Raw genomic sequence first — 24,635 nt, 5'->3', positions numbered from 1 at the left:
CGCGACCGCGATGACTCGGTGGCGAGTTACCGCGTTGGCAAGAACGAATACAACACCGGAATCAGCAGCAACGTCAGAGCGGTCGCGAAAGTGAGGCCGAAAATGAGCAGCCATGCCAGCCCCTCCCAAAGCGGACCACCGGCCAAAGCAAGTGGGATGAGACCGCCAACGGTGGTAGCGGTCGTCAAGAAGATTGGCATCAGGCGTTGTTGGCCTGCTTCCACGATTGCCGAGCGGAACTCATCGCGACTCAGTTTGTGGCCGACGTGGTCACGTCTTTGTGTGGCAACGATGTCGGCAAATTCGACAAAGAGAATCGCCGAATTAAGAACGATTCCAAAGAGCGCGAGCACTCCGAGTTGTGGCATGAATCCGAATGCATTCCCGGTAATCCACAGTCCCGTCAACGCGCCGACCAACGCGAGCGGAAGCGTCACGATGATGATCGCCGTGCGAGCGATGCTGTTGAACTGCAGGATCAGAAGAATGAAGATTGCGATGAAAGACATGCCAAATGATTTGAACATTTTCCATTGGGCCTTCATCGATTCTTCCAACGCCCCACCGATCTCGACACGGAAACCCGGTGGCAGTTCCGCGCGGAGTTGATCCATGGCTTCGGATTGGAAGATGCGGTTTGTGATATCGTTGCCTGACGCGCCCACATTGATTCGCGACCGTACCTCAATGGTACGGTTTCCGTCGCGACGATCGATCGATGCTGGCCGCCATTGGGGTTGCACGTCGGCGACCGCAGCGAGGGAGGTCTTGCCAGTTTGGCTTTCGATATGCGCGTCGCCGATGCTGCCGAGCGATTTGCGGTTCTCGGGAGTGAGGCGGAAGTAAACAGGAATTTGACGATCGTTTTCGCGGTACGTTGTGAGCAATTTTCCGGAATAGTATGCGTCCAACGTTGACGCGATTTCCGAGTTACGGATTCCGGATAGGCTCGCCCGATTCGCGTCAACGTCAACGTAAAGCTGTTGGGCGGGAACTCCCCACGAATCATTGACGTCCCACGTATCCGGTTCGGCGGCAACCATCTCTTTCACGCGGTTGGCCGCGGATCGAAGGATGTTCATGTCAGCGAGCCCATTGCCGACAATGCGAAGGACCACGGGGTCTGCCGGTGGGCCTAGCGACAATTCGATCGGAACCACACGGGCACCCGCAATCGGAGCGAGCCCCAACGCTGCGTCGCCTTCGCGTGCCACCTTTCGTAACTGCTCGGCAAAGTCATGCGTTACTTTCCCGTCGGTGGTGTGGATGAGGATCTCCGCGTAGTTGGGTTTGGCGGCTTCCGGTTCCCAGGCGAGGTACCAACGTGAACCGCCTCCGCCGACGACGGTCCGCATGTTGAGCAGTTGTTCTCGCGACTGGCCTTCTTCGTCGACGTAAGGACTCAGTTCGCGTATCAAGTTTTCGACTCGGCGGGCGACTTCATTGGTGTCTTCGATCGACGATGACTCCGGCAACCATACCTCCACTGCGAACTGGTCACGTTCGGTGAGTGGAAAGAACTCACTGGACACGGGTAGTTGTGTTGCGAAGAAAAAGATCGCGACTGACGCCAGGATTGTCGTGATCCGGTGACGCAGTGACCAACTGAGAACGTTTCCGTAGAGCCTGTAGAAAATGCCTTGAGTGCTCGCGAGAGAATGCGGTGATTCAATCGGTACTCGTTGGCGAAGCTTTTTCAGCCAACTCATCGAGCCCAACTTCTGCATCATCCACGGAAGGGGAGCGGTCGGTCGCGTCAGGTCCGTGGGCGGACGGATGATCCATGCCGCGAGGATGACGCAGAACGTCATCGCGAGCAACCAACTCACCGCGAGCATCACCGATAACGTGATCGGAAGGCTGTAGATGAATTCACGGTTCGCGCCGTCCATCGCGATCAGCATCGGAATGAAGGCGGCGATGGTTGTCCCCGTTCCACTGAGCATTGAAATGCCCAGCATTTCAGCTCCTTTGACCGCCGCTTCCTTCGGTGACATGCCCGCAATTTGATTGGTCCGGGTTTGATCACAGACTTGGACAGCGTTGTCAACCAACAGTCCGAGCGAAATGATCATCGATGCCAATGACATTTGTTCGAGTTGGACACCGAACAACGTGATGATCGCTAGCGACGATACGACAACGAATGGGATGTTGGCCGCCATCACGGCAGCGGTCCGGAAACCCACGACGAGGTAGACCAGAACGACCACAACCAAGATCGCTTCGATGATGTTGACGCCGACCTCGCGGATGCGTTGCTTAACGCTGTCGGATTGATCCGAGATGATCGACACGGCAAGGTCGGGAGGCAGCAAGCCGGTTGATTGCAGTTGTGCGACGCTGGCTTTTGCGCTGTCACAGATGTCGATGATGTTGGCACCCGATTTCATCGATATCGCCAGAATGATTCCCGGTGTTTCCAGGTCGGGTGTCCCATAGCGGCAAATCTGCTGAGGCGGGTCGGTGTATCCGCGGCGAACGTTCAGTCCCAAATCTTTGAGTTGGACTTGGTTCACTCCGGCGGCCGCAGGAACGACACCGACGACGAGAGAGTCCAGTTCATCGACGGCGTTAACATCACCGCTCGGTTTGACGAAAAAGCGTCCGTCATCGGCATCGATCCGTCCACCGGGCGCGACGATGTTCTGTGCTTGGGCGAGTGCCGCGATTTGTGATGTGGTTAGTTCGAGTCGCGACCACGTTCCCTCATCTGTTTCGACGTAGATGGCTTCGTCTTGCACGCCGAAACGCCCCACCTGCGAAACGCCGGGCAGCAAACGAAGGCTATCTCGAATGCGTTCAGAGAATAGGTCGAGTTGACGATGAGAGTACGCGTACTTGGGATCGATTTCGGAGTTGCCCGACGTCGGTACTTGATGGACCGCGTAGAGCAGCACGCTGGTGTCGGCAAATTCATCGAACAGAAAAGGCTCAACGTGAGAGGCGGGCATCGCGACGTTGCGAATTCGAGCGCGAACACGGTCCCACGCATCGTCTACTCGTGCCCCGGGAACCCAGTCTTCGAGTTCGACGAAGATGACCGACAGCTCGCTACTCGATGTCGAACGGATCAGACGCACCTCTTCCAATCCGTCGATGGTGTCCTCGAGCGGATCGGTGATGAGTTTTTCGATTTGTTCGGCCGATGCACCCTCCCACCTCGTCGTCACCAAAGCAACTTTGAGCGTGAATTCAGGATCTTCGCGGCGTGGCATCGTGACGAAGCTGACGCAGCCCCAGGCTACGAACAGCAGCACGATGGTGATCGTAATCGTCGGACGTTTGACGGCTAGTTCTGGGAGACTGCTCATTCGTTGCCTCTCAGGATCGATGTAATCTGGACGGTGTCTCCATCTTCGAGGTAATGCGTCCCTTCGCTGACCACTTGCATGCCTTCGTGCAACTCATGCGGCGGGAACGCCTCGAGTAGTAAAAGGACGGATTCATCAACCACCGTGTCGGATTTCTCGTGGTCGACGATGATTCTCCGGGCGACGAGTTGATCGTTCTTCTTCTCGACGACGTGGATGAAACGTTGTCCTCGTTCCTCGCGGATGGCTTTCATCGGAACATAGAAGCCGTCGTTTGGCGCGTTTGGTGTGAGTTGCACTTGCGCGACGTCACCGGATCGCAACAGCCAACGCCGTTCGTCGACCATCACCTGGTTTCCCTTCCAACTCTCTAGTTGCGGGGCCTGATTCTCGGGCGATTCGTCGGGGGTGATTGATGTCGTTGAGTTGGGTTTGAAAAAAAGTTTGCCGGTGATTAAGTCGCGATCGATATCGAACGGCGTGGTTGGGTCTTTCAATTCGATCGCGACGAACTGCCACTTGCCCAAGAAAGGGATGACTTCGCTCGTGATTTTGACGGGTACCTTTTCAACGGTGAGGACTCGATCCTTCGCCGGAGAAGGAGTTCCCCATTTGCGATTGGTGATTTTCCAGACGACGTCTTCACCGTCTAAACGATGAACGGAATCACGTTCGACGAGCAGTCGTTCGTCACCGGTAATGATGGGACCGATGTTGAGCGGGGCGATCATGTCCGTCCGGGCGATTGGTTCGCCGGAAGACGATGGAACCGAACACGTTTCGTCAATCTCATTCCGCACGTGTAGCGATACAGTGAATGTGCGAGTGGCAGGGTCGGCAACGGAATCCACTTGGTTAACCATCCCGATCAGAGAGCGAACGGATCCTTTGCCATCAATGACGCGCGTGGTCAGCATGTCACCGCGATGATAGCGACGAGAATCTCGAGCGGTTACTTCGAACTCGATCGACATCGGATCCATCATCTGGACCGTGACAATCGGGTCTCCTTCTTTCACGTAGGTTCCTGGGACGGCGTGGACTTCGGTGACACGTCCTGGGAAAGGACTGTGCAGAACCGCGTTGCGTAGGTTTCGCTTCGCTTCGGAGAGACGTTGATTTGCTTGGGAAACTTGCGCTTCGAGCGCGAGTTGTTGAGCTTCCGCTTGAGCCAGATCAGCTTTGGCGGTCGCGAGGCTCGCACGGGTGGTCGAGACCCGCGTGCGTGCAGCGTCGGCTTCGGAGCGCGAGATCGCGTTTTGTTGGAAGAGTTTCGATACGCGTACGAGGTCGAGGTCCGCGAGGGAGGCTTCCGCTTGAGCGGATTCGATCATGGCAGGTAGACGCCGTTTGATTGATACGAGGTTGGCGTCGCGGTTCAGCGTGGCAACGGCAACGTCGGCGGTGGCGGCTTCCACCGCGATTCTCAGTTCTTCGTCGTCGAGCCGGGCAAGTCGCGTCGCGGCCGGATTCTGCTTCGCCGTGGTGGCTTCGATGACGGGGATCACCATCTCGTTGGGTTCGATGACTTCCGCAACCCGTCCGGCCAATTCAAAGCCGATTTGCTCCGTTTTCCAGGGAACGACTGTTCCGGTGATCTCCTGTCTTCGTGTGGGTGCACTCCGTGTTAACGTGAATACCGAAACCGGTTTAGGCGGCTTTCTGACTGTTTCGATTGGCTTTGGTTCACCTGAACAGCCGGAAAAAACGATGACCAGAAAGGCTATCATTCCGATCCAGGTGCGTTCGCCTGAGCACCGGTTTGGGGAAGTCGTCGACATAGGCGTTGAGTTTTCTTGAGGACTTGCCGAAAGTAAACCGTTCGGTGTAATTTTTGTCATGCCTAAGAAAAGTAAACACCAGAGTGTAATTTTGCAAGAGCAGCGTGGAGACCGTTTGACGGACCGGAAGCGATGCGCGATCCTCCAGGCGGCCGTGCAGGAGTTCCAGAGCCGCGGGTTTTATTCGGCGAGTATGAATGGAATCGCCGAAGTAGCGTCGGTGAGCAAAAGGACGCTATACAACCATTTCGAGAGCAAAGATGCGTTGTTTGACGCGATGGTCCAGGAACTGTTGTCGCGTGCTAAGCAACTCCCCAACGCGGATTTTGACCCGACCCGAGACCTTGCCGAACAGTTGACCGAATTGGCAGAGTCGGAGGTCGAGTTCATGACGTCGGACGCGGTGATGGCATTGGCTCGTGCGTGCATCTCACGAGTTTTGGCCGAGCCCGAGGTCGGCAAGCAGGTCGACCAGCGACAATTCCGGCACCGCATCGAGACGTGGATCGGACAGGCTCAGGCCTCCGGCTATCTCGTCGAATCGGATTGCGAAGTCGTCGCCGCTCAGTTCTGCGGCCTTCTGCAAACGTTCGCGTTTTGGCCCACGATTTTGCAGGGCGAACCCGGGCCGTCACGGAAGAAAAAACAGCAGATCGTGGCCTCGACGGTTGCGATGATTCTGAGCCAATACCAAGCGTAGCGGGCCAGAGCAGCGACGCATCACCCGCGGGTCGGAGAGTGCGGGGCACTCGAGCTTCAACAAAATTCACTAGCCGATCGGCATTGGCTGCTTCATGCAATGTGCACGTTTGAGAGGTCCTAACCGGCCGTACTGAGAAACTCGAGCGTGGCTGCCGTGAATTCTTCCGAGGCGTCTTGGGGAACCCAGTGCGAGCTGTTCTTGATTGGATGCATTTTGACATTCGGCATATCCTTGACCAGACTTTCGGCGGTCGAGATCGGTTGCCATCCATCGTCTTCGCCCCACAGCAACAGAGTTGGTTGAGACATTTGATCCAACCGGCTCGTTAACGGCGTGGTGTGATTGGTGTTCAGGCTGGCGGCGTTGCGAACCAAGCTTACGATTCCGTCCTTTTCGAGATAGGGGCTCATCAGCCCTTGGCGAAATTCGTCGGTGAGTCGTTCTTTTCGCGAGAGGCCAGACTTCAGGCTCTTGTCAAACAACTCTTCGATGTCCTCTGTCGACATGTTTGCGTTTCGAGGATGACCGAGGGTTAGCATCTCGTCGATCGGCCAACTGTCGTAGGCAACGCTGTTGGACAGTACCATCGAACGCACGAGTTGTGGATTGCGATCGGCAATGATCATCGCGACTCCACCCCCGATGTCATGAGCAACAAAATGAGCGCTGTCAATGTCCAGGGCAGCAAGAAAACGTTCGATTACGTCAGCCTGGAATGCGATGGATCGGTCAAATTGGTCCCGACGATCTGAGTAGCCGTAACCGATCAAGTCGGGAGCAATGACGCGGTATTGTTCCGCGAGTGGATCAATGATCTCGTGGAACAGATATGACCAAGTCGGAATGCCATGCAGTAGTAGCAACGGTTGGCCTTCCCCAACGTCGGTGTATGCGATCTGAAGGGAATCATCGACGATACCGTCGATGGCGATGTTCTTTTGGCGATTACGAAATGTTTTGACGTCCATTGGAGTCTCCGTTGAGTTCTACGAGAAAGGCGGCCGGTATCAGTCACGACACTCGTGACATCGTCGGTCGGGGGTTGTTAGAGGTTTTTGAACTTCGACGTGTCTGTTTTCTGTCGCTGGGGCGCCTGAATTCAGACCACCGAGGTTTGGCGACAAAGGCTACGTCATCTATGAAATCGCTCTACGATTGATGTCATGTCGCGATTGTTGTTTGGTAGGAATGACCAACAGACGATACGACACGCCATAAATAAATTTGGTTTTGTGAAGGTGTGTAGTTGAGCTCGATGTTTCGGGTGTGAATGCTCGAGCCAAACTTCAATCCGCAACAGGTTCGTGCGAATTGACGTTTTCGGCGTCGGAAGGAATCGGTTCGTGATCAGGTTGAGAGGCGGGGGCCGGTACCGTTGAGTGAGCGGGTACCGTTGACTCATCAAGTGCTTCGAGTTTTGCTTCGAGTCGACGTTCTGCGTCTTCGATTTGATTGCGAGCATCTTCCTTGGCGTTTTGAATTTCCTCGCGGGCTTCTTGGCGAGCATCGGCAACGATCTCTACTGCGTTTGCTTCTGATTCCGCGACGACTTCTGCGGCTTCATCTCGGGTTTCTTCCAAGTTTTGTTGAGCCTGTTCGGCTTGTTCTCGAAGCGTGTCGGGTTCGCTATCACAGCCCACTAAAATCACGCAGGCCAATAAGCACAAAAGGGTTGGTTTCAACATGATTGTTCCGAAACAAGTGGGGACTGGTAATGCCTGGTTAAAGTTAGCAATCGTTATGCCAACTAATAGATTGAAACAAGATTCGCGTGAGAGTTATGACTTTGGCTCTCCGACTGATTTCCCGCGACGGTATGAATTGCATTCGAGATCGCACCTGCGGTTGAACAACCACGATTGAGATGAATCTATATCTCCAGTCGAGGCACGTGCTTTGCTGACCTGTTTCGGTTTCGAGACATTTACGCAAAAGGAAAGCCATGCCATTCAAACTCAAACAAACCGAGAAGGTCCAATCAGGGGTACGTCGAATCGCGACAGAACAAATCGACAAAGCGATCCGAGAGGTCGAAGACGATTCACTTCCACGCCACGAGGTGATCCACCAAGTTCGCAAGCGATGTAAGAAGGTTCGAGGACTCGTTCGATTGGTTCGTCCCGCGTTGGGCAAGAGTTATCACGAAGCCAACGTCCTCTTTCGTGACGTTGCGAGACCCTTGTCTGAACTTCGAGACGCGAAATCGATGGTGGGGACCTGCGACGATCTGATGAACTATTTCGAGGGGAAAGCGGATCGCTCCATCTTTGAATCTATTCGCTCGTCGCTTAAACAAGATCTGTCTGACATTGATGACCGCAAGATTGGTGAGCGTTTATCAGAGTTTCGCGATACGATGCTCGAGTCTAAGAAAATGGTGAACGATTGGTCGCTTTCGGATTCCGGATTTGATGCAATCGAAGGTGGATTTATCAAAACCTACGAACGAGCGTCCGACCGATTGAGTGATGCGAAGGATGATCGTGATTCGCATCTTCTGCATCAATTTCGCAAGCGTACGAAATATCATTGGTACCACCTTCGGTTGCTGCAGGATATTTGGCCGCCAATCATGAAGTCGTATCGTGACGCTGCGAAGGAACTGAGCGACCTGCTAGGTGATGAGCATGACTACGCCGTCTTGCGTCAAACGATTCTGAGTGATCCCGACGCCTTGAACGATCAGAAAGACGTCGAGGTGTTTGTTGCTCTGTTAGACGCCAGGCGATGTCGTCTCGCGAATCGGGCAATCGCCATCGCCGAGCGTCTGTTCGCGAGCAGCGGAGACGCTGCGGCAGGCCGGATCGGGAAGATCTGGGACGTGTGGCGTGCCGACGCGGCATGATTCTAAGTGGAATGTTTCCGAGCCCGCTCGCCTAGGCACAGGCATATAGCAGCGGGCTCCGGAAAACCGTTTCGATAAAACAGCGAGTTTTCAAACCGGCCAGGAAATATCGCCGAAGCAATGAGTCGATCGGCGTTCACGCTGTGTTTTACAACACCAATTGCGGTGAACGCCGCCCGGAGAATTGAAAAACCTCAATCGCGATTAGTAGCGGTAGATGGCGGCGACGCCCGACGAGTCAATGTTATCTGAGTCGCTTTGAAAGACGTTCCCGCCGGTTCGAAGCACCTCCAGGGCAAGGCGGTTGATGTCGCCCCGGCCCGCTTTCTCGGTGGCAACGACTAGGGTGTCGACTTTTCCTTCTTGTGCAGCAGTCATGCATTCCTGGATGTCCGATGAACCCTGTGATCGCGATGCTGCGGTTCCGAAACGCTGGAAGAAGTCAACTTTGTCGTCTTCGAGTTCCGTATCAACGGCCGATTGCACTTTTTCGAACAGTTCGTGTTCGGTCCATTGGGCCGGACTGCCCTCCACTTTTGCGTCTGCTGTCACCTCGGTCGTGGACTCAAACTTCCCACACGTTTCCGTGGTGGCAACAACAACCAAGGGCCGGTGGGTATTGTAGATTTCACTCGCTACCAGGTTACCAACGAGTGACAAGTATTGATCTCGGTCTGCTTCAATTTTGTCTTCGCCCTCGCCATGGCCATGGAACATTGCGGTAGATGTTCCTGGCGCGTTGCCGACGCTGCGATGGCTGGTGTGTTGAAGGCTGACTTCAGGATCCCGTGGGATGACGAGATCATAGTATGACGCCGGTAGCAAATCGGTCTTGACGAGCTGCAATGATCCTTCGTTGGACCGATACAGTTTGGCGTCATCCCATGTCAGTGACAGTGCGAAGTATTCCCCTGCTGCGCCATGCTGCGGCACCAGCGGTGCGATCAAGAACGCGTCGCCGACGATAACCTCATTGGGAATCGTTCGATTGACGGAGAAGATTTGGCATCCATCGGCTGTGAGATAGATCGCCAGTCCGTCACGTTGGTTCTGCCAGAATTCGGAGTTGTTGATGAGTGAACGAATCGGATCGAGGATTGAGGGAGCGTGTCCCAACGCGGTCAGTTTTTCTTCCGCGGTGGCGATGGAGTTCTTGAGGCGAATCGCTCCCTGAAGTGTTTCGGGGCCGCTGCGATGAGTGCGCATCAAAATGGAAACACATGGCGAGCCGGCCGTCTTTGCGAGACGTTTCAAGTCGGATGGCTTTACCGACTTCGTGGTCAATTCATTTGTTGCGGTAGACATTGCAGTTTTCGCCTTCAAGTAACGAGGGGTGTTTGTGTTAATCGGGAAGAACGCGGAACACTGAACGCTAGCGATCGAGGCTGTCTCATGTCGTGAGCCAGAGGCGCGTTTTCCCTGCCGTTGATGATCAAGCAAATGAAATGCCGATCGTTGGATCGCGTGGAAGCGATGGCTGCCTGGTCGTCATTTCAGGCGAGTGCCAGGAGTTGCGGCAGCGTGCGTTCCATGTTCCGGCTTTGGGCAATCGCCATTGCAAGGAATACGACTGCATAAAAAGAGCGACGAGAGAAAAGTCTCTCATCGCTTTATGGTGGGAAACGAGTTCGCTGGGTTACGAACTCTTTGCCAATGGAGACCGGTTGCAATTTCGACAACCCAATCCAGTTGGCCGCAGCCTATACAGGATAAACTGGGGGCAAAGAGCGTCAGTTTCGTGTAGCCGGACGAGTCCCGAGGGCCAGGCCTTAGTTCAATGCCACTCGGCGAATGTCGGTGGACTCGCCTTCCGAGGTGACTTCACGTGCGATCAACACGAGTCGATCGTTTACTTTGACAGCGGGGCCCGAGACCGTGACCTTGCTGTTCTTTTGGATGTCCAGGTCGAGATGTTTCTCGATACCCATGTCAACGAGCAACTTCTTGCCGCTATCGGTTTGAATCTTGGCGAATTGATGCTCGTTTCCACGTACTGTCCGCGTCATCATGTCGGAAACCGTACCGGTGTATTCTCGACCACTTCGGTTGATTTCACGTTCGGTGCCGTCGTGACTGACCTGGGTCGCGAGCAGGATGACATTCTCTCCCGCTTTGATGGCCGCGCCACGGACGTCCATTGATTGTCCCTGCGTTGGTTGTTGGTCGAATTGGTCCTTCTGTCCCAAGTCGACAACAACGCCATTTGAATCGTTGTTTCCGCTCAGTTCAACGACTAGGTTTTCGCCTTGAGGCGTTTTCACTGTCTTAACCCTGGTGATCGAACCGGAACGTTGTGCGACCTTCGAACGCTTCGACTGTTGTTCGCCGGAATTACCGCGTTGGTCGCTGTTGTTTGCGGAATTGTTCGTTGAGAATCCGACGTAGTTGAACGTGTCGTAGACACCGTCAGAGTTGGTGTCGGCATACTCTGCGATCGAGTCATACACGCCGTCATTGTCGTGGTCATAGTACGACGCGGTGTAGTCGAAGTTGCCGTCCGAGTTGGAATCGGTGTAATCGGAATAGCCGTAGTCGTAGTAATCGTAGAACCAGTCGTTGTCATTGCCGGAGTAGTAGCCGTAGTCTGATTCGGACCAATCGATGTCGTTGTCGGTATCCGTGCTCGTTAAGGCATCCGATCTGTCGTACGTTTCGTCGTCCCAACGCCCGATCGCTTCATCGGTTGGGTTGTAGTCGTTTCCGTCAAACCATTCACTGACGTCATACCACGCATCGTCTTCGTAATAAGGCGTGTTGCTGCCGAACTCGTTGTCGGCGTGAGCGGTTGCAAGGCCGCCTGCGACTGGGGTGAGTGAACCGAGCATGATGGCGACGAATAGGCGTCGGCGGGCAGCGGTTGTTGTGTTTTGTTGAGTCTTCATGTTGACTGTCCTTTTGCTTTGGGGAATTGGACGGTCCCGAAGAAGTGAGACCTGCATCAAACGTGATGCTTCCCTAGAACTCGGTGCATCCTGCATGCCGAGTGCGAAAAAGACGGTGGGCCCACAAAGAAGTTTTCGAAGTATGAGCCTTCGAACGATTGAACCTCCGGTGTGAGGCAGCAAAGGAGACGAACGAGTTGTCGCATCGGTGTGGTCGAGTGCCGTCTGTTCATGCAGGTTGGTAGCTCGTCCACCAGCAGTTTTTCGTTCATTCGTACTTAAAAACCCGGTGCGGGGCCTGCGGACGAGTCACCGAGTGTTTTCATTCCGCCTGCGGCGACCGACATTGCTTGCTGCATGATCGCCATCGTGGCTTGGTCGAACTCTTGCTGAGTTTTGGATTCGATGAGCCCATCGAGTGCCTTGCTGAATGGTTCGGCAAGGTTCTTTACCATCACGGCCGATGGGTTTTGGTTGGCATTGTCGACCGTGCTCTGTAGTTCCGACACCGAGGCCTGGATTTGCTCGATCAGTCCGTTTTCATGCTCCGCGAGCGTCTCGACGAACGAGGCAGGTAGCCATCGACCGTGGTGGCGTGTCATGGCGATGGTTTCCGTGCCGCCGTCTTGTTTGGGAATCGTGATGGTCCCAGACGAAGCGTCGGTCTGTTCAATCGCAATCTGACTGAGTGCCATGTTGAGTGAGGGTGGCAACAGAGGCAGGAGTTCCTTGGCGTGTGCTCCAAGCCGAGGCAAGTGGTAATTGATCCACTGCGTGAATGTTGTTTCGTGTAGAGAATGCATCCCGTTAGAAAGTGACACCCATTCATAAAGCAAACCAACCGTGGGGTCATACCCTTGTTCCAACATCGGGCGTGCATTCGGTGGCAGTGATGCCAGCATGGAGGAACCCAAGATGAATTCTTTCTTGGTGGTCAGCACCTCGAGCAATTTGGCTGTCAGCTTTTCAAAAGGGGCGTTCTGTTCGTTGTAATGTTGGATTGATGGGTAGATCGCGTCACGGGCCGGTTGGCTGTCGAGTTCGGCTCTCAGGTCTCCGGGCAGGCAATGCCAAAAGACTTCGAGATGGCCGTTCATGGCTTGATCCCGAACGTAATCAAACTGCTGCTGCAGAGTTGGGTTGTTGGGAAACGGAGCCAGGGGCCCGATGTCGGGAGGCGTCGGCGCGATGATGTTCGCGAGATGATTGTCTAGTTGATAGTTGGAACCGGCGAGGCTGTTGCTAGCCGCGTCAGGATGAATTGACTTGGCTTGTTCGAACCGTCGCTTGGCTTGTTCGCGACTCTGCTCGCTCAGCCGATTGATGGGGACCGATACCGACGATCCGTCTGCTTTTCGAAGCACGACGCTCTTGCCATCGACTCGAACATATTCGGCCTCGATCCGATAATTTCCAGAGACGTCGCTCCACGTTTCTGCTGAAGCGGTAGAGAGCAAAGTGGTCCCGCACAAGACCGAAGCGACCAGGGCGCGGAGTGAGCGGCGGGAGATGTGATGAAAGGAGAGCATGTTGATTTCCTCGAAAACTTTGTTGCGATACGTTTGACGACGCTGTTCCAAGACATCGCTTCGAAAAAACTGTCGGCGGTGATTGGGAACAACGCGTCAACGAATGAAGCGGCGGTGAATGGAACAGGCCGGACGAGCAACGTTCGCAATCGGGATCGTCGGTGAACCGCGAGTCCACGAGAACGTCTTGTTTTCGCTCGCCCTACAGTCAGGGCATCAACCGAGTGGCTGTTGAGGCGCAGAGATGACGAAAAAAACGATTTTCATCCCCAGGATGGCGTTGTGCGGTGGTGGAGGTTTGTGCAGGAACGTTCGTGGCGGTCGAACGTTTCGATAGCGATCGGTCTCGAAGGATAGACGCGGTTGTTCTTCGAAACGCCAATCGTCTTGCTTCAAGGGCCAAGAAGTATTTCGTCGCGTATGGAATTCGTTTTGACGCACTTTGCCCTTTCCGGATTCTGTAGAATGAGTCGACGCCCTCCATCCCATTCCTGCCTGGGAGCCCACCTTCGCATGTGTGACAAGAGATTGTTTCGAATGATCGGAACGTGTCTTTGCCTGTTCCTCGCGGGGGCGACCGTTTCGCGGGCTGCCGACTTACAGGCGACGCGGGCGATGTTTCGTGCAGGCGAGTACGAAGCGGCGGAGAAGATCGCGGCTGCCGAAGTTGAGGCCGGGATTTGGAATGAACGTTGGCCGCGATTGTTGATCCGTTTGCAACTCATCCAAGGCAAATACGCCGAGGCATTGACGACCTATGAGCAGGCTATCAGTCGCTATCCGTCGAGTTTGACACTCCGATTGCTCGGCATAGAAGCGATTCGGCACAACGATTTGATCGAACGAAGCGAAGCTGAAGTCGAACGTTTTTTTGCGGTACTGCAGAGCTCGACATTGCGATACGTCAGTCGTGACAACCTCGTTGCAGCGGGACGGTATTTTTCGGAGCGAGGTGAGGATGCTCGAAAGATTCTCGAGATGTTCTATGACCGGGTGCGAGATGCCGATCCTGATTTCTTTGAGGCCTACATCGCGACTGCGGAACTCGCTATCGAAAAAGGGGATTTCCAGGTTGCCGCAGAAACCATGCGTGCGGCTGAGGAAATCGATGCTTCGGATCCTCGCAGTGCCTACCTGATTGCACGGTCATTCGAGTCGTCGGATCGGAAAAAGGCTAACGAAGCGATCGAGCGAGCGTTGCGTCTCAATCCGAACCACATCCCCAGCCTGATCTTTCAAGCCGAGTCGGCGATTGATCGCGAACAGTACGATGTTGCGAGGTCTTTGTTGGAAGAGGTTGTCGCGATTCATCCGAAACAACCCGACGCCTGGGCTCTGCGTGCAGTGCTGGCTCACCTCGATGGTGATGAGCAACGAGAGAAAGAGTACCGCGAAACGGCACTGAGTACGTGGAGCCAAAATCCTCGAGTCGATTACATGATCGGCAAAAAATTGTCGGAAAAGTATCGGTTTGCCGAAGGGGCTAAGTATCAGCAGCGGGCGCTCGAGATGGATGCGTCGTTTCACGCCGCACGTTTCCAACTCGCTCAGGATAAATTGCGTTTGGGTGAAGAGGTCGAAGGTTGGAAGCTCGCCGAGATGGTTTCGCAGACCGATCCGTACAACGTTGTCGCGCATAACTTGGTCACTCTGTATGACCGCATCAAGAAATTCGACACGCTGCAGTCGGGGGACATTCACGTGAGGATGGATCCTCTCGAAGCCGAGTTGTACGGCGATGCGGTTTTGCAGTTGCTCGGCGAAGCAAACGAGGTGCTCTGCGAGAAGTACGATGTGGAGCCCGATGCACCGATACTCGTTGAGATCTTTCCCGACCAGAAAGACTTTGCAATTCGGACGTTCGGATTGCCGGGCGGTGCGGGGTACCTCGGCGTTTGCTTCGGCAGGGTGATCACTGCGAACAGTCCTGCGAGCCAAGGAGAGCGACCATCGAATTGGCAGAGTGTCCTATGGCATGAGTTCTGTCACGTTGTCACTCTCGAGAAAACAAAGAATCGTATGCCACGATGGTTGAGTGAAGGAATCTCGGTCTACGAAGAACGGCAGCGTAACCCGGCGTGGGGCGAATCCATGTCACCGCAATACCGAGCAATGATTCTTGGCACCCCGGCAACACCCGATTCGTTAACGTTGCCCAGCCAACTGAGTAGCGCTTTTCTAGCCCCGCCGTCACCGATCCATTTGCAGTTTGCATATTACGAGTCATCGCTCGTGGTGCAGTACATCATCGAAACGCATGGGCTGGATAAGCTGAAGCAAATCCTCGATTCGCTTGGCGTGGGGATTCCGATCAACGACTCGCTTGCCGCGGCGATTGGCAGCATTGAGAAGTTGGATGCGAATTTCACGGACTACGCGAAAGATCTCGCAAAGTCGTATGGTCCGGAGGTGGATTGGGATCGTGAGAAATTGCCGGAGAATCCGAACGTCGCCGATTTGAAAGAGTTCGTTGCGGAGCATCCGATGAACTATTGGGGAAGGCAAACGCTTTCTGCAAGATTGTTCCAGGCAAAGCAATTCGAAGAGGCGGTAGAACATCTCGAGGCTCTCCAAGAGTTGTCGGTGCTTTACGGTCAGTCGAAGGAATTGCTCGCGCAGGCGTACGAACAACTCGGCGATGCTGATAGAGAAAGAGAGGTCCTCGTGGAGATTGTTCGCGAGAGCAGCGATGCACTACCGGCGTTGAAGCGTTTGGTCGAGATGGAATCGCAGGACGGTAATTGGCGAAAGGTTGTTGAGTTGTCGAAGGAGATGTTGGCGATTCAACCTTTGCTGCCGTACGGGCATGAACGCTTGGCCGCGGCAGCCGAAAATGCTGATTTGCCTGATGCATCGGTGAACGCATTGAAAGCTTTGCTCGCGCTCGATCCGATTGATCCGGCGGGAATGAACTACCGGGTCGCGGACGCATTGGCTCGTGCGGGACGACGGCAGGACGCGAAGCGACACGTGTTAATGGCATTGGAGGAGGCGCCTCGCTACCGCGATGCACACCGGTTGCTGCTGCGTCTGAATGAGGAGCGATCGGACGAGGCGTCGAATGCCGCACAGCCTGCGAATGCAGCACAGCCTTTGAGTGAAGAGCAAGTCGAACAACCGAAGGAGCGTGTGGAATGACAAATGGCAGATCGCGTTTGGTTTGGGCGGCTGTATTGTTCTTGGTCATTCTCGGGATGATCGGCAGCGGTGTGGTTGCACAGCGTGGACGTTGGTGGCGTGGCGATGGCATCACTACGGACCGAAATGGAGTTCCCGACTGGGAAGTTGATGAACAGTTTCCAGGGGATCTGTTTACGTTTGTCCGGATCAAGTACGACTCCTATGGCGGTCGGGGCCGCGGGGGAGGATGGCGAACCGACTACCGCGACAGCGATCTGAATTTCTCGCTTCGGTTGCAGCAGTTGACGTCGATGAAGGTCAATCCCGAACCGATCGTGCTCGAACTGACCGACGAACGATTGTTTGACTATCCGTTCATCTACATCATCGAACCCGGCAGTCTCGTTTTTAGCGATGCCGAGGTGGCGGCCTTGCGTCGTTATTGTCTCAATGGGGGCTTCTTGATGGTGGATGACTTCTGGGGAGATTCGCAATACGAAAACATGCGACGCGAGCTAAAGCGTGTCTTCCCCGATCGGGACCCTTTCGAGGTTCCTCTTTCGCACGAAATCTTCCACAACGTTTACGACCTCAAAGAGAAGCCGCAAGTTCCCGCGATCAATGCCGCCCGACGAGGCATGCGAGGCGAGGTCGGGTCGTGGGAGTACGCCCCCGATGGGAGCGATACGAGTGAGGCGCACTACCGAGCGATCGTCGATGACGAAGACCGGATCATGGTGTTCATCTGCCATAACACCGACCTGGGCGATGGCTGGGAGAGGGAAGGTGAAAACCAATGGTACTTCGAAGAGTTCTCCGTCAAAAAAGCCTACCCGATGGGTATCAATATCGTGACGTACGCGATGACCCACTGATCAGTACAACGACAGCAGTGTTTAATTTTTCCTCCGTAAGGATTTGATCTTCATGAGTTCAACCGAAATCAGCATGGAAGACGAAGCTCGAGTGGTCGAGCAATTATGTGAAGGTCGCGATCGAATCTATGCAGAATTGTCAAAGACGATCATTGGTCAACACGACGTGATCGAACAGTTGCTGATCAGTCTTTTTGCCGGTGGGCATTGTCTGATTACCGGTGCACCGGGACTGGCGAAAACGCTTTTGGTGCGCAGCGTTGCGCAGATCTTTCATTTGAATTTTGGTCGCATTCAGTTCACGCCCGATTTGATGCCGGCGGATATCACGGGAACCGAAATTCTCGAGGAAAGCGATGACGGGCACCGTGAGATGAAGTTTGTCAAAGGGCCCATTTTTGCAAACGTCATTCTCGCTGATGAAATCAATCGCACCCCGCCTAAAACACAGGCGGCTCTTTTGGAGGCGATGCAGGAGCATCAGGTGACCGCCGCGGGGCATCGGTATGATTTGGAAGAACCCTTTTTCGTTCTCGCGACGCAGAACCCGATCGAAATGGAGGGCACCTATCCGTTGCCCGAAGCGCAGCTCGACCGTTTCATGTTCAACGTGTTGATCGACTATCTTCCGCCCGAAGATGAGTTGTCTGTTGTGATGCAAACAACGTCGCAGCGGGGAGAGCCAATCGTGCCGCTGTTCTCGGGCGAGGATATCTTGCGTTTCCATGAGGTCGTCCGACGCGTTCCGATTGCCAATGAGGTCGGCGAGTACGCGGTGCGGCTCGTCGGCGCGACACGGCCGGATCGCGAAGGAACGCCGGGCTTCATCAATCAGTGGGTGAGTTGGGGGGCCGGTTTGCGTGCCGCTCAAACGCTCGTGATCGGTGCGAAGGCTCGTGCGCTGTTGTCCGGAAGTGCTCACGTCCGCATTGAAGATATTCAGGCACTGGCGCATCCGGCACTCAGGCACCGGGTCTTGTTGAGTTACAAAGCGGAAGCAGAGGGGATGACCATCGAGAAGGTGATCGACCGACTGCTATCAACGATCGGGACGGATGTCTGATGGCGGAATCGAAAAACTCGTCGACTATCGCGAATGATGCTGCGCAGATTGATCCTGTTGCAGTGATGCGAATCAAGAACCTGCAACTGCGGGCCAAGACCGTGGTCGAGGGATTCTTTAACGGCCTTCACCGTAGTCCGCTGCATGGATCGTCGGTCGAGTTTTCAGAGTATCGGCCTTATACGATTGGTGATGACCTGCGCGGTCTTGATTGGAAACGGTACGCACGGAGCGACCGTTACTACATCAAAAAGTTCGAGGACGAAACCAGTCGCAACGGCTATCTCGTCGTGGACCAAAGTCGGTCGATGGGATATGGCACTCTCGGGTACACCAAAATCGAGTATGCACGCACGCTTGCGGCAACGTTTGCCTACTTCCTTACGCTGCAACGAGACTGTGTCGGGTTGATGACGTTTGATGAAGCGATCGGTGATTATTTGCCGGCGCGCCGTCGTGTCGGACATTTGCGGCAGTTACTCGTTGCGTTATCAAGACCGGTCGCGGGAACGGGGACCGACATCAATGTCCCGCTCAAACAAATTGCGAACCTGATTCATCGGCGCGGTTTGGTGTTGTTGATCTCCGATTTCTTGTCACCCATTGATGCGTTGCGGACCAATCTCGCTTACTTGAGGTCGCGTGGGCATGAGGTGGCTTTGCTCCGGACGTTGGACCCGAGCGAAATTGATTTTCGAATCGACTCACCCAGTATGGTTCGAGACCTCGAAACAGGACAAGAGTTCTTTCTGGATCCGGAATCCGCACGCAATGAATATCGCGAACGGTTTAACGAGCATCAAACTCAGTTGCGAGGCGTCTGTGATTCTATCGGTGTCGATTTTTATCAAATCTCAACGGACGAACCTCTGCAGGACTCGTTGTTCCATCTGATCGAATCGAAGCAACGGCAGAGCTCTGGGGCGTCGAGATCCGGCATGTTGTCTCGGGCGAGCGCGATGCTCGCAAACGCCTCGCCTGGAGGATCACCATGAGTTTTCTGTTTCCTCTGTACCTCGCAGGTGCCGCGGCGATTGGTCTGCCGATACTGTTTCATTTGATTCGTCGTCAGCCGAAGGGGAACGTTCCGTTTAGTTCGTTGATGTTCCTACGGCCAACGCCGCCACGTTTGACACGCCGAAGTCGGCTGGATAACTGGCCGTTGCTGCTGTGCCGAGCGTTGGCTCTGTTGTTCCTCGCCGCGGCGTTCACTCGGCCATTTTTCCGATCGGTCTCTTCGACGGAGATCGATTCTGAAAGGCAGCCTGTGATCGTTGCGATCGATACGAGCGCGAGCATGACGCGTCCGGGGATGTGGCGTGATGCGATGAATCTGTTCGGTGAGGTTGTCGATGATCTGAATCAAGGCGACGAGATCGCGGTTCTGACATTCGATCATCAACCCAAGATGAGGTTCAGTTTTGAACAATCGCGGGCATCGTCACCTTCGGAGCGAGATGCGTTGCTGCGGTCATCTCTCGACGAAGTTGTCCCACGCCGGGTGCCGACTGATTTCGCGGAAGCGTTAATCTTTTGTGCGGAAATGGCGTCGTCGTATGAAGGCAATCAAGTTTCTGACGCGGTGGACCAACCGGTGCGTGTTGTTTTGATTAGTGATATGCAATCGGGAGGCGATTGGGAATCGTTGCATTCGTTTGATTGGCCCGAGTCGCTTCGGTTGGACGTCCGCCAGTTGGACAGCGGCGCATGGAGCAACGCCTGGGCGAACGTTTTGGAGTCGAGCGGACTCGATGACGAAGATGCGGCAGATTTCTCGTCAGACGATGGTGAGAAGCAGGTGCGTGTTCGTGTTTCCAATTCGCAGGACTCGCAACAAAGTCGTTTCGAGTTGGCATGGTTGTCCGAAAACGGAAGTGTGGTTGAGTCTCGATCGACCAATGTCGTGGGTGGTGAATCGCAGGTCGTCCGTTTGAAGGCTCCTACCGAGTCGGTGAATCGGTTGAGGGTGTCCGGTGACGATGTCGAATTCGACAACCTGCGTTACTTAGTCGTTCAGGATGCGAAAGAGTACGAATTGCTCGTGGTGGGAAGTGAACCACAGCAGCAGGACGCTCGTGAGAGTTTGGCGTACTACCTCGAACGGATCCCGTTCGGAAACCGCTCGCGAACGGTGGCGCTGACGTACCTGGAATCGGTTGATGAAGACCTTCCGGTCGAGAAGAGTCCGTTGGTTGTGGTCACACGCCCCTGCGACGCGGGTGAGATTGACCGTCTCAAGCAGTTCGCCGATTCGGGAGGGACGGTGTTCTTAGTCGTTGCCGAAGATCAACCCGCGTGGAAGGGCACGCTGTCCTCGGCGTTCGAGTCACCGTCGCTGGCACTCGATGCTGCCGACGTCGAAGACTATTCGATGTTGTCGGAGATCAAATTCCGCCATCCGCTGTTCGGGGCGCTGTCTGATCCGCAGTTCAATGATTTCAGCAAGATTCGGTTTTGGAAGCATCGCCGGATCACTGGCCTCGATGACAAGGTCGACGTCGTCGCCGCATTCGACACCGGTGATCCGGCTGTCATGCAGCGATCGTTTGGCGATGGGAAGATCTTGGTGATGGCTGCGGGATGGCAACCGAGCGAGAGCCAACTCGCTTTATCGACCAAGTTCATTCCGCTGATGCTCAATGTCTTTGAATTGAGTCTTCCCGGAGAAAAGGTACAGCAAAAATACTTTGCAGGCGACAAAATTCCGGCTGAGTTGGCGACCTCACTGCGGTTGATGCAAGGCGACGATGAGACCGCCGATCCGGATGTTGAAAGCGGGGAGGATGTTGCTGGACTAGCGAAGTCATTTGGCCGTCCCGGCATTTATGAGTGTGACGGTCCGAATGGTGATTTAACATTCGCCGTCAATCTTCCCGAGAGTGAAAGTCATCTAGAGCCGATCGACGTGAGCGAGCTCGAACGGCTCGGGGTGCTGTTGGAAGACGGCACGACGAGGGAAGCCAAGCTCGCCGATGCAAGACAGCAGCGAGATATTGAATTAGAAGACAATCAAAAATTGTGGCAGTGGTGTTTGGTAGCGGCTCTCGCGTTGATTGCCGGTGAAACTTTGTTGGTGCGTATGGCGAATTAAGACGTCTGAAACTTTCGTAAGTCGACTAGCCGGCCGGCTGTTGAGGTTTCAGATCGGTTCTTTGCCACGTCATCCTTATTGACCCTGAAGGAAGAAACATGCTCGAGCAAACGCTCCGCAATCGACTGTTTCAGGTCGCCGTTCGATTTCGCCAACGCCAGTGGTGGTGGTGTAATGTGGCGATCGCATTGGTAATCGCCTTCATTGCCGCGGTGATGTTGCCGAGCGTCCAGTCTGGAACGCTCGATCCTTTGCAAACGGTGTGTGGTTTGTTGGTTGGTGCGGCCTTGTTGTCTGCGGTGGCGTATTTCGTTGCGGTGAGGAACTATCGCGACGACGCACAAATCGCCCGACGTGTTGAGGGGAAGTTTCCTGGACTACAACAACGGCTCGTGACGGCGGTCTCGCTTTGCAAGGCGCCGGAGGCGTGCACGGGATACTTGCAACAGCGAGTTATCCGCGAGGCGTGTGATCACGGTCAACGCCACGCGTGGAGTGAAACGGTTTCGCGTCGGCAGGTTATTCTGAGTCGATTGAGCGGTGTCGGTGCCCTGGCCGTCATGTGCCTCGTTCTCGGCATGATGTTGCTTCACCGGCATCCCAGCCAATCACTGCTGGCGAACAGTGCGGCACCGTTGCTCGGTGAAGTTGCGGTGTCACCGGGCGACGTTGAAGTCGAACGTGGTACCAATTTGTTGGTAACGGCGACGTTTGGAGAAGAGTATCCGAACGTGATTCCGAGTGAAGGCGAATTGAGAATCGTGACTGAATCAGGGGAAGAGTCTCGTGTGCCGATGCAACGAAATCTTCTCGACCCGGTTCTCGGCGGACTAATCAGATCGGTTCAAGAACCATTTCAGTATCAGGTGCTGACGAATCAGTGGAGCAGCGCGACGTATGCCGTCGACGTGTTCGAGTTTCCGGAATTGGTGCGCAGCGATGTGTCGATTCAATATCCGAGTTACACCCAATTCAGCGACAAGGTGATTGAAGACACGCGGCGAGTTTCTGCCGTGGAGGGAAGCCGAATAGCGTGGACGTTTTCTCTGAATAAACCAGTCGTATCGGCCCGGTTGATGTCGGATCAGGGTGAGGTTGTCGAACTTCGCTTGAAGGATGAGGGAAGGATTGCAGTATCTGAGGAGGTCGTTCTGGTTTCATCGAATAAGTTTGCTTTGGAGTTGGAAGATGACCGTGGTCGTAGGAATAAGTATCCGCCCGAATTGGTCGTGCGGGCGTTGTCCAACCGGGCACCCACGTTGAAAACAACAGCGGCCGGTGATGTTCGGGTGTCGCCTCTCGAAGAACTCCGCATTGCCGCAGAATCGGAAGATGATTTCGGAATCAAACGCATTGGTGTGACGTACAGCTTCAACGGCGAACGTAACGAGTTGGTTTTGGATCAAAACATTAGGAGAGCCGCCCAATCGAAAGTCGAGCATTTGATCGAGTTCGAATCGCTCGAAGCCAAACCTGATCAACTGTTGTCGTATTTCTTTTGGGTTGAGGATGTCGGTCCAGATGAGCGTGTGCGGCGAACCCAAGGTGACATGTATTTTGCTGAGGTGAGGCCTTTCGAGGAAATCTTCCGTGAAGGTGATCCGCCACCCGGAGGCCAGCCTTCACCGCCGAGTGAGACTGAGCAGCAGGCGGAGCAACTTTCCGAATCGCAGAAAGAGATCATTGGAGCGACGTGGCGTGTGATTCGAAATGGGGTCAATGATAATTTTCAGGTGGATGTCGAAACGATTGCCGAGGCTCAACAGGGCCAGATCGATTCACTCGATGAGCTTTCGGAGAACCTGCAAGATGAAGAATCACTGCAGTACGTCCGCGATGCTCGTGATGCCATGACGACGGCGTTCGATCGTTTGGGACAAGCCGCCTCCGACCGTGATCTCAGCGCACTCGAGGAGGCGTTGACTGCAGAACAGGCCGCGTATGAAGGGTTGCTGAAGTTAAGAGCACGCGAGTTCGAGGTTACGCGGTCGCAGCAAAGTCAATCCAGTTCTAGTTCGATCGCGTCGCGACAACGGCAGCAACAACTCGATGACTTGGAACTGAAGCAAGACGAGAATCGATATGAGACGCAGAACCAGGCTCAGCAAGAGGACGCCAGTGAGCAGCAGGACCGAGAAACCCGCCAAGTTCTCAGCCGGCTGCGAGAACTCGCCAAGAGACAGGAGGATATCAACGAACAGGTTGCCAAGTTGCAGTCGGCGCTGGAAATGGCGGAGGATGAACCCACCAAACAAGAGATCGAACGCCAGCTAAAACGACTGCGTGATCAACAGCAAGAAATGCTGCGAGAAATCGATGAACTCGATCAACGCATGCAGGATCCGAGCAATCAATCGTCAATGCAAGAAGAGAGCGAGCAGCTCGCGCAGACTCGCGAAAATGTGCGAGAAGCAGCCGAGGCGTTGCAGCAAAACGATGCATCGAAGGCATTGTCCGCTGGCAAACGGGCGGAAAGAGAGCTCGAGTCGATGCGTGATGAAATGCGAAAACGTGCTGCGGGGCAGTTCAATGATGCCGTGCGGGAAATGCGGAGTGCGGCGACGGAGTTGGATGAACGACAGCAGGACCTGTCAGAACGTCTGAAAGATCAACAAGAGAACGCCGGTCCCGGTCTACGAGCTGGAGCGGAACAAGAGAGACTCGAGCAAGAGCTGCAAGAGCAACGCGTTCGTTTGAATGACCTTCAGGAACGCATGCAGGACACCGTTGAACAAGCCGAAACGGCGGAGCCGCTACTGGCGGAATCTTTGTACGAATCGTTTCTCGAAACGCAGCGTGATGAGGTGGATGATCGCCTGCAGGAGGCGGAGCAACTGCTTCAAAATGGATTTGCAGAGGAAGCGGTTGAGGCAGAGGCGGTTGCCGGTGAAGGTATTCGAAACCTGCGTGAAGGTCTCGAGGAGGCCGCGTCATCCATACTCGGTGACGAAACGGAAGCTCTCCGCCGCGCGGCGGATGCACTCGATCAACTCAGCCGAGACGTGGAAGAAGAAATGAGGGCCGCAGGTGGCGTGGCATCCGAACAAAACGAACAGGATGCTCAACGCGAAGGAGCTCGGGGAAGTCGTGGTGAGTCCGATTCGAATGAGCCATCGCGGGGTGATTCGCAATCCCAGCAAGGCAGGCGTCCCGGAGACCAGCCTTCTGGAAATCAGGCAGAAGGAGATCAGCCTGGGGAAGGGCAGCCTGGCGAAAATCCGTCCGAGGGAAACCAATCTGGCGAAAACCAACCCAGCGGAAACGGGCAGAGTGAGGGGCGGCAGCCGGACGGAGATCAACAGGGACAGCAGTCGGGATCACCTGGATCACCGGCGACACCTGGATCACCCGGATCGTCGGCAGAAACAGGGGCGGGATCACCCGGGGACGGTGCACAAACGCAACAAGATGGAAACGCGGCCGGCGGAGAGC

General features: G+C 54.8%; 16 protein-coding genes. 9 read left to right on the top strand and 7 right to left on the bottom strand.

Annotated elements, in window-relative coordinates; all coding sequences use genetic code 11:
• Nucleotides 1-26 precede the first annotated feature (26 nt).
• Both RSSM_RS09940 and RSSM_RS09935 read right to left on the bottom strand, forming a co-directional pair.
• Nucleotides 27-3,314 (bottom strand): efflux RND transporter permease subunit, encoded by a 3,288-nt coding sequence (locus RSSM_RS09940; protein ID WP_008677433.1) that lies wholly within the window; start codon nucleotides 3,312-3,314, stop codon nucleotides 27-29.
• Nucleotides 3,311-4,825: an efflux RND transporter periplasmic adaptor subunit gene (locus RSSM_RS09935; RefSeq protein WP_236621052.1), complete on the bottom strand. Its 1,515-nt coding sequence runs from the start codon at nucleotides 4,823-4,825 to the stop codon at nucleotides 3,311-3,313. Before RSSM_RS09935 ends, RSSM_RS09940 begins: the two co-directional genes overlap by 4 nt.
• Nucleotides 4,826-4,838: 13 nt before the next feature.
• On the opposite strand from RSSM_RS09935, the gene RSSM_RS34645 reads away from it, so the two are divergent.
• Nucleotides 4,839-5,114 carry a hypothetical protein gene (locus tag RSSM_RS34645; RefSeq protein WP_236621051.1) on the top strand — a complete coding sequence of 92 codons (276 nt, stop codon included), beginning with the start codon at nucleotides 4,839-4,841 and terminating at the stop codon, nucleotides 5,112-5,114.
• A gap of 39 nt (nucleotides 5,115-5,153) precedes the next feature.
• Nucleotides 5,154-5,795 (top strand): TetR/AcrR family transcriptional regulator, encoded by a 642-nt coding sequence (locus RSSM_RS09930; protein WP_081613738.1) that lies wholly within the window; start codon nucleotides 5,154-5,156, stop codon nucleotides 5,793-5,795.
• Between the two features lie 119 nt (nucleotides 5,796-5,914).
• Here the strand turns inward: RSSM_RS09930 and RSSM_RS09925 are convergent, their stop codons facing one another.
• Nucleotides 5,915-6,766, bottom strand: coding sequence for an alpha/beta fold hydrolase (locus RSSM_RS09925; RefSeq protein ID WP_008677427.1), 852 nt, complete (start codon nucleotides 6,764-6,766; stop codon nucleotides 5,915-5,917).
• A gap of 318 nt (nucleotides 6,767-7,084) precedes the next feature.
• The gene (locus RSSM_RS09920) at nucleotides 7,085-7,483 is read right to left on the bottom strand and encodes an ATP synthase F0 subunit B (RefSeq protein WP_044302086.1); all 399 of its coding nucleotides are present in this window, start codon (nucleotides 7,481-7,483) and stop codon (nucleotides 7,085-7,087) included.
• A 257-nt stretch (nucleotides 7,484-7,740) separates the two neighbouring features.
• Here RSSM_RS09920 and RSSM_RS09915 point away from each other — a divergent pair, with 257 nt between their 5' ends.
• On the top strand, nucleotides 7,741-8,643 hold the full coding sequence (locus RSSM_RS09915) for a CHAD domain-containing protein (protein WP_008677423.1): 903 nt from the start codon (nucleotides 7,741-7,743) through the stop codon (nucleotides 8,641-8,643).
• 204 nt (nucleotides 8,644-8,847) lie between these two features.
• Here RSSM_RS09915 and RSSM_RS09910 read toward each other — a convergent pair whose 3' ends face one another.
• The 3 genes from RSSM_RS09910 to RSSM_RS09900 form a co-directional block, all read right to left on the bottom strand.
• Nucleotides 8,848-9,948: a baeRF3 domain-containing protein gene (locus RSSM_RS09910; protein WP_044302093.1), complete on the bottom strand. Its 1,101-nt coding sequence runs from the start codon at nucleotides 9,946-9,948 to the stop codon at nucleotides 8,848-8,850.
• 464 nt (nucleotides 9,949-10,412) lie between these two features.
• On the bottom strand, nucleotides 10,413-11,525 hold the full coding sequence (locus RSSM_RS09905) for a hypothetical protein (protein ID WP_008677417.1): 1,113 nt from the start codon (nucleotides 11,523-11,525) through the stop codon (nucleotides 10,413-10,415).
• 278 nt (nucleotides 11,526-11,803) lie between these two features.
• Nucleotides 11,804-13,054 carry an SHD1 domain-containing protein gene (locus RSSM_RS09900; protein WP_063709051.1) on the bottom strand — a complete coding sequence of 417 codons (1,251 nt, stop codon included), beginning with the start codon at nucleotides 13,052-13,054 and terminating at the stop codon, nucleotides 11,804-11,806.
• Between the two features lie 537 nt (nucleotides 13,055-13,591).
• Between RSSM_RS09900 and RSSM_RS09890 the strand changes: the two genes are divergently transcribed.
• The 6 genes from RSSM_RS09890 to RSSM_RS09865 form a co-directional block, all read left to right on the top strand.
• Nucleotides 13,592-16,192, top strand: a complete 2,601-nt coding sequence (locus tag RSSM_RS09890; RefSeq protein WP_008677408.1) for a tetratricopeptide repeat protein — start codon at nucleotides 13,592-13,594, stop codon at nucleotides 16,190-16,192.
• Nucleotides 16,189-17,049 (top strand): DUF4159 domain-containing protein, encoded by an 861-nt coding sequence (locus tag RSSM_RS09885; protein WP_008677406.1) that lies wholly within the window; start codon nucleotides 16,189-16,191, stop codon nucleotides 17,047-17,049. Before RSSM_RS09890 ends, RSSM_RS09885 begins: the two co-directional genes overlap by 4 nt.
• 52 nt (nucleotides 17,050-17,101) lie before the next feature.
• Nucleotides 17,102-18,112 (top strand): AAA family ATPase, encoded by a 1,011-nt coding sequence (locus tag RSSM_RS09880; RefSeq protein WP_008677404.1) that lies wholly within the window; start codon nucleotides 17,102-17,104, stop codon nucleotides 18,110-18,112.
• Complete coding sequence (locus RSSM_RS09875) at nucleotides 18,112-19,107, top strand: DUF58 domain-containing protein (RefSeq protein ID WP_008677402.1); 996 nt, start codon at nucleotides 18,112-18,114, stop codon at nucleotides 19,105-19,107. The genes RSSM_RS09880 and RSSM_RS09875 overlap by 1 nt, the downstream gene beginning before the upstream one ends.
• The gene (locus tag RSSM_RS09870; protein ID WP_008677399.1) at nucleotides 19,104-21,203 is read left to right on the top strand and encodes a BatA domain-containing protein; all 2,100 of its coding nucleotides are present in this window, start codon (nucleotides 19,104-19,106) and stop codon (nucleotides 21,201-21,203) included. Before RSSM_RS09875 ends, RSSM_RS09870 begins: the two co-directional genes overlap by 4 nt.
• 98 nt (nucleotides 21,204-21,301) lie before the next feature.
• Nucleotides 21,302-24,635: putative membrane protein (locus RSSM_RS09865; RefSeq protein WP_008677396.1), on the top strand; the 3,334-nt coding region annotated here is incomplete at its 3' end.

Source organism: Aporhodopirellula sallentina SM41, assembly GCF_000346505.1.
Taxonomy (GTDB): Bacteria; Planctomycetota; Planctomycetia; order Pirellulales; family Pirellulaceae; genus Rhodopirellula; species Rhodopirellula sallentina.
The sequence above is the reverse complement of the archived record's forward strand: the minus strand, read 5'-3'. Positions and strand labels throughout refer to the sequence as shown.

Coding starts and splice junctions, on each gene's coding strand:
- RSSM_RS09920 (WP_044302086.1), bottom strand. CDS start 7,483: ATGTTGAAACCAACCCTTTTGTGCTTATTGGCCTGCGTGATTTTAGTG.
- RSSM_RS09905 (WP_008677417.1), bottom strand. CDS start 11,525: ATGAAGACTCAACAAAACACAACAACCGCTGCCCGCCGACGCCTATTC.
- RSSM_RS09940 (WP_008677433.1), bottom strand. CDS start 3,314: ATGAGCAGTCTCCCAGAACTAGCCGTCAAACGTCCGACGATTACGATC.
- RSSM_RS09870 (WP_008677399.1), top strand. CDS start 19,104: ATGAGTTTTCTGTTTCCTCTGTACCTCGCAGGTGCCGCGGCGATTGGT.
- RSSM_RS34645 (WP_236621051.1), top strand. CDS start 4,839: ATGACTTCCGCAACCCGTCCGGCCAATTCAAAGCCGATTTGCTCCGTT.
- RSSM_RS09890 (WP_008677408.1), top strand. CDS start 13,592: ATGATCGGAACGTGTCTTTGCCTGTTCCTCGCGGGGGCGACCGTTTCG.
- RSSM_RS09935 (WP_236621052.1), bottom strand. CDS start 4,825: ATGGTGATCCCCGTCATCGAAGCCACCACGGCGAAGCAGAATCCGGCC.
- RSSM_RS09925 (WP_008677427.1), bottom strand. CDS start 6,766: ATGGACGTCAAAACATTTCGTAATCGCCAAAAGAACATCGCCATCGAC.
- RSSM_RS09915 (WP_008677423.1), top strand. CDS start 7,741: ATGCCATTCAAACTCAAACAAACCGAGAAGGTCCAATCAGGGGTACGT.
- RSSM_RS09930 (WP_081613738.1), top strand. CDS start 5,154: ATGCCTAAGAAAAGTAAACACCAGAGTGTAATTTTGCAAGAGCAGCGT.
- RSSM_RS09885 (WP_008677406.1), top strand. CDS start 16,189: ATGACAAATGGCAGATCGCGTTTGGTTTGGGCGGCTGTATTGTTCTTG.
- RSSM_RS09910 (WP_044302093.1), bottom strand. CDS start 9,948: ATGTCTACCGCAACAAATGAATTGACCACGAAGTCGGTAAAGCCATCC.
- RSSM_RS09875 (WP_008677402.1), top strand. CDS start 18,112: ATGGCGGAATCGAAAAACTCGTCGACTATCGCGAATGATGCTGCGCAG.
- RSSM_RS09900 (WP_063709051.1), bottom strand. CDS start 13,054: ATGCTCTCCTTTCATCACATCTCCCGCCGCTCACTCCGCGCCCTGGTC.
- RSSM_RS09880 (WP_008677404.1), top strand. CDS start 17,102: ATGAGTTCAACCGAAATCAGCATGGAAGACGAAGCTCGAGTGGTCGAG.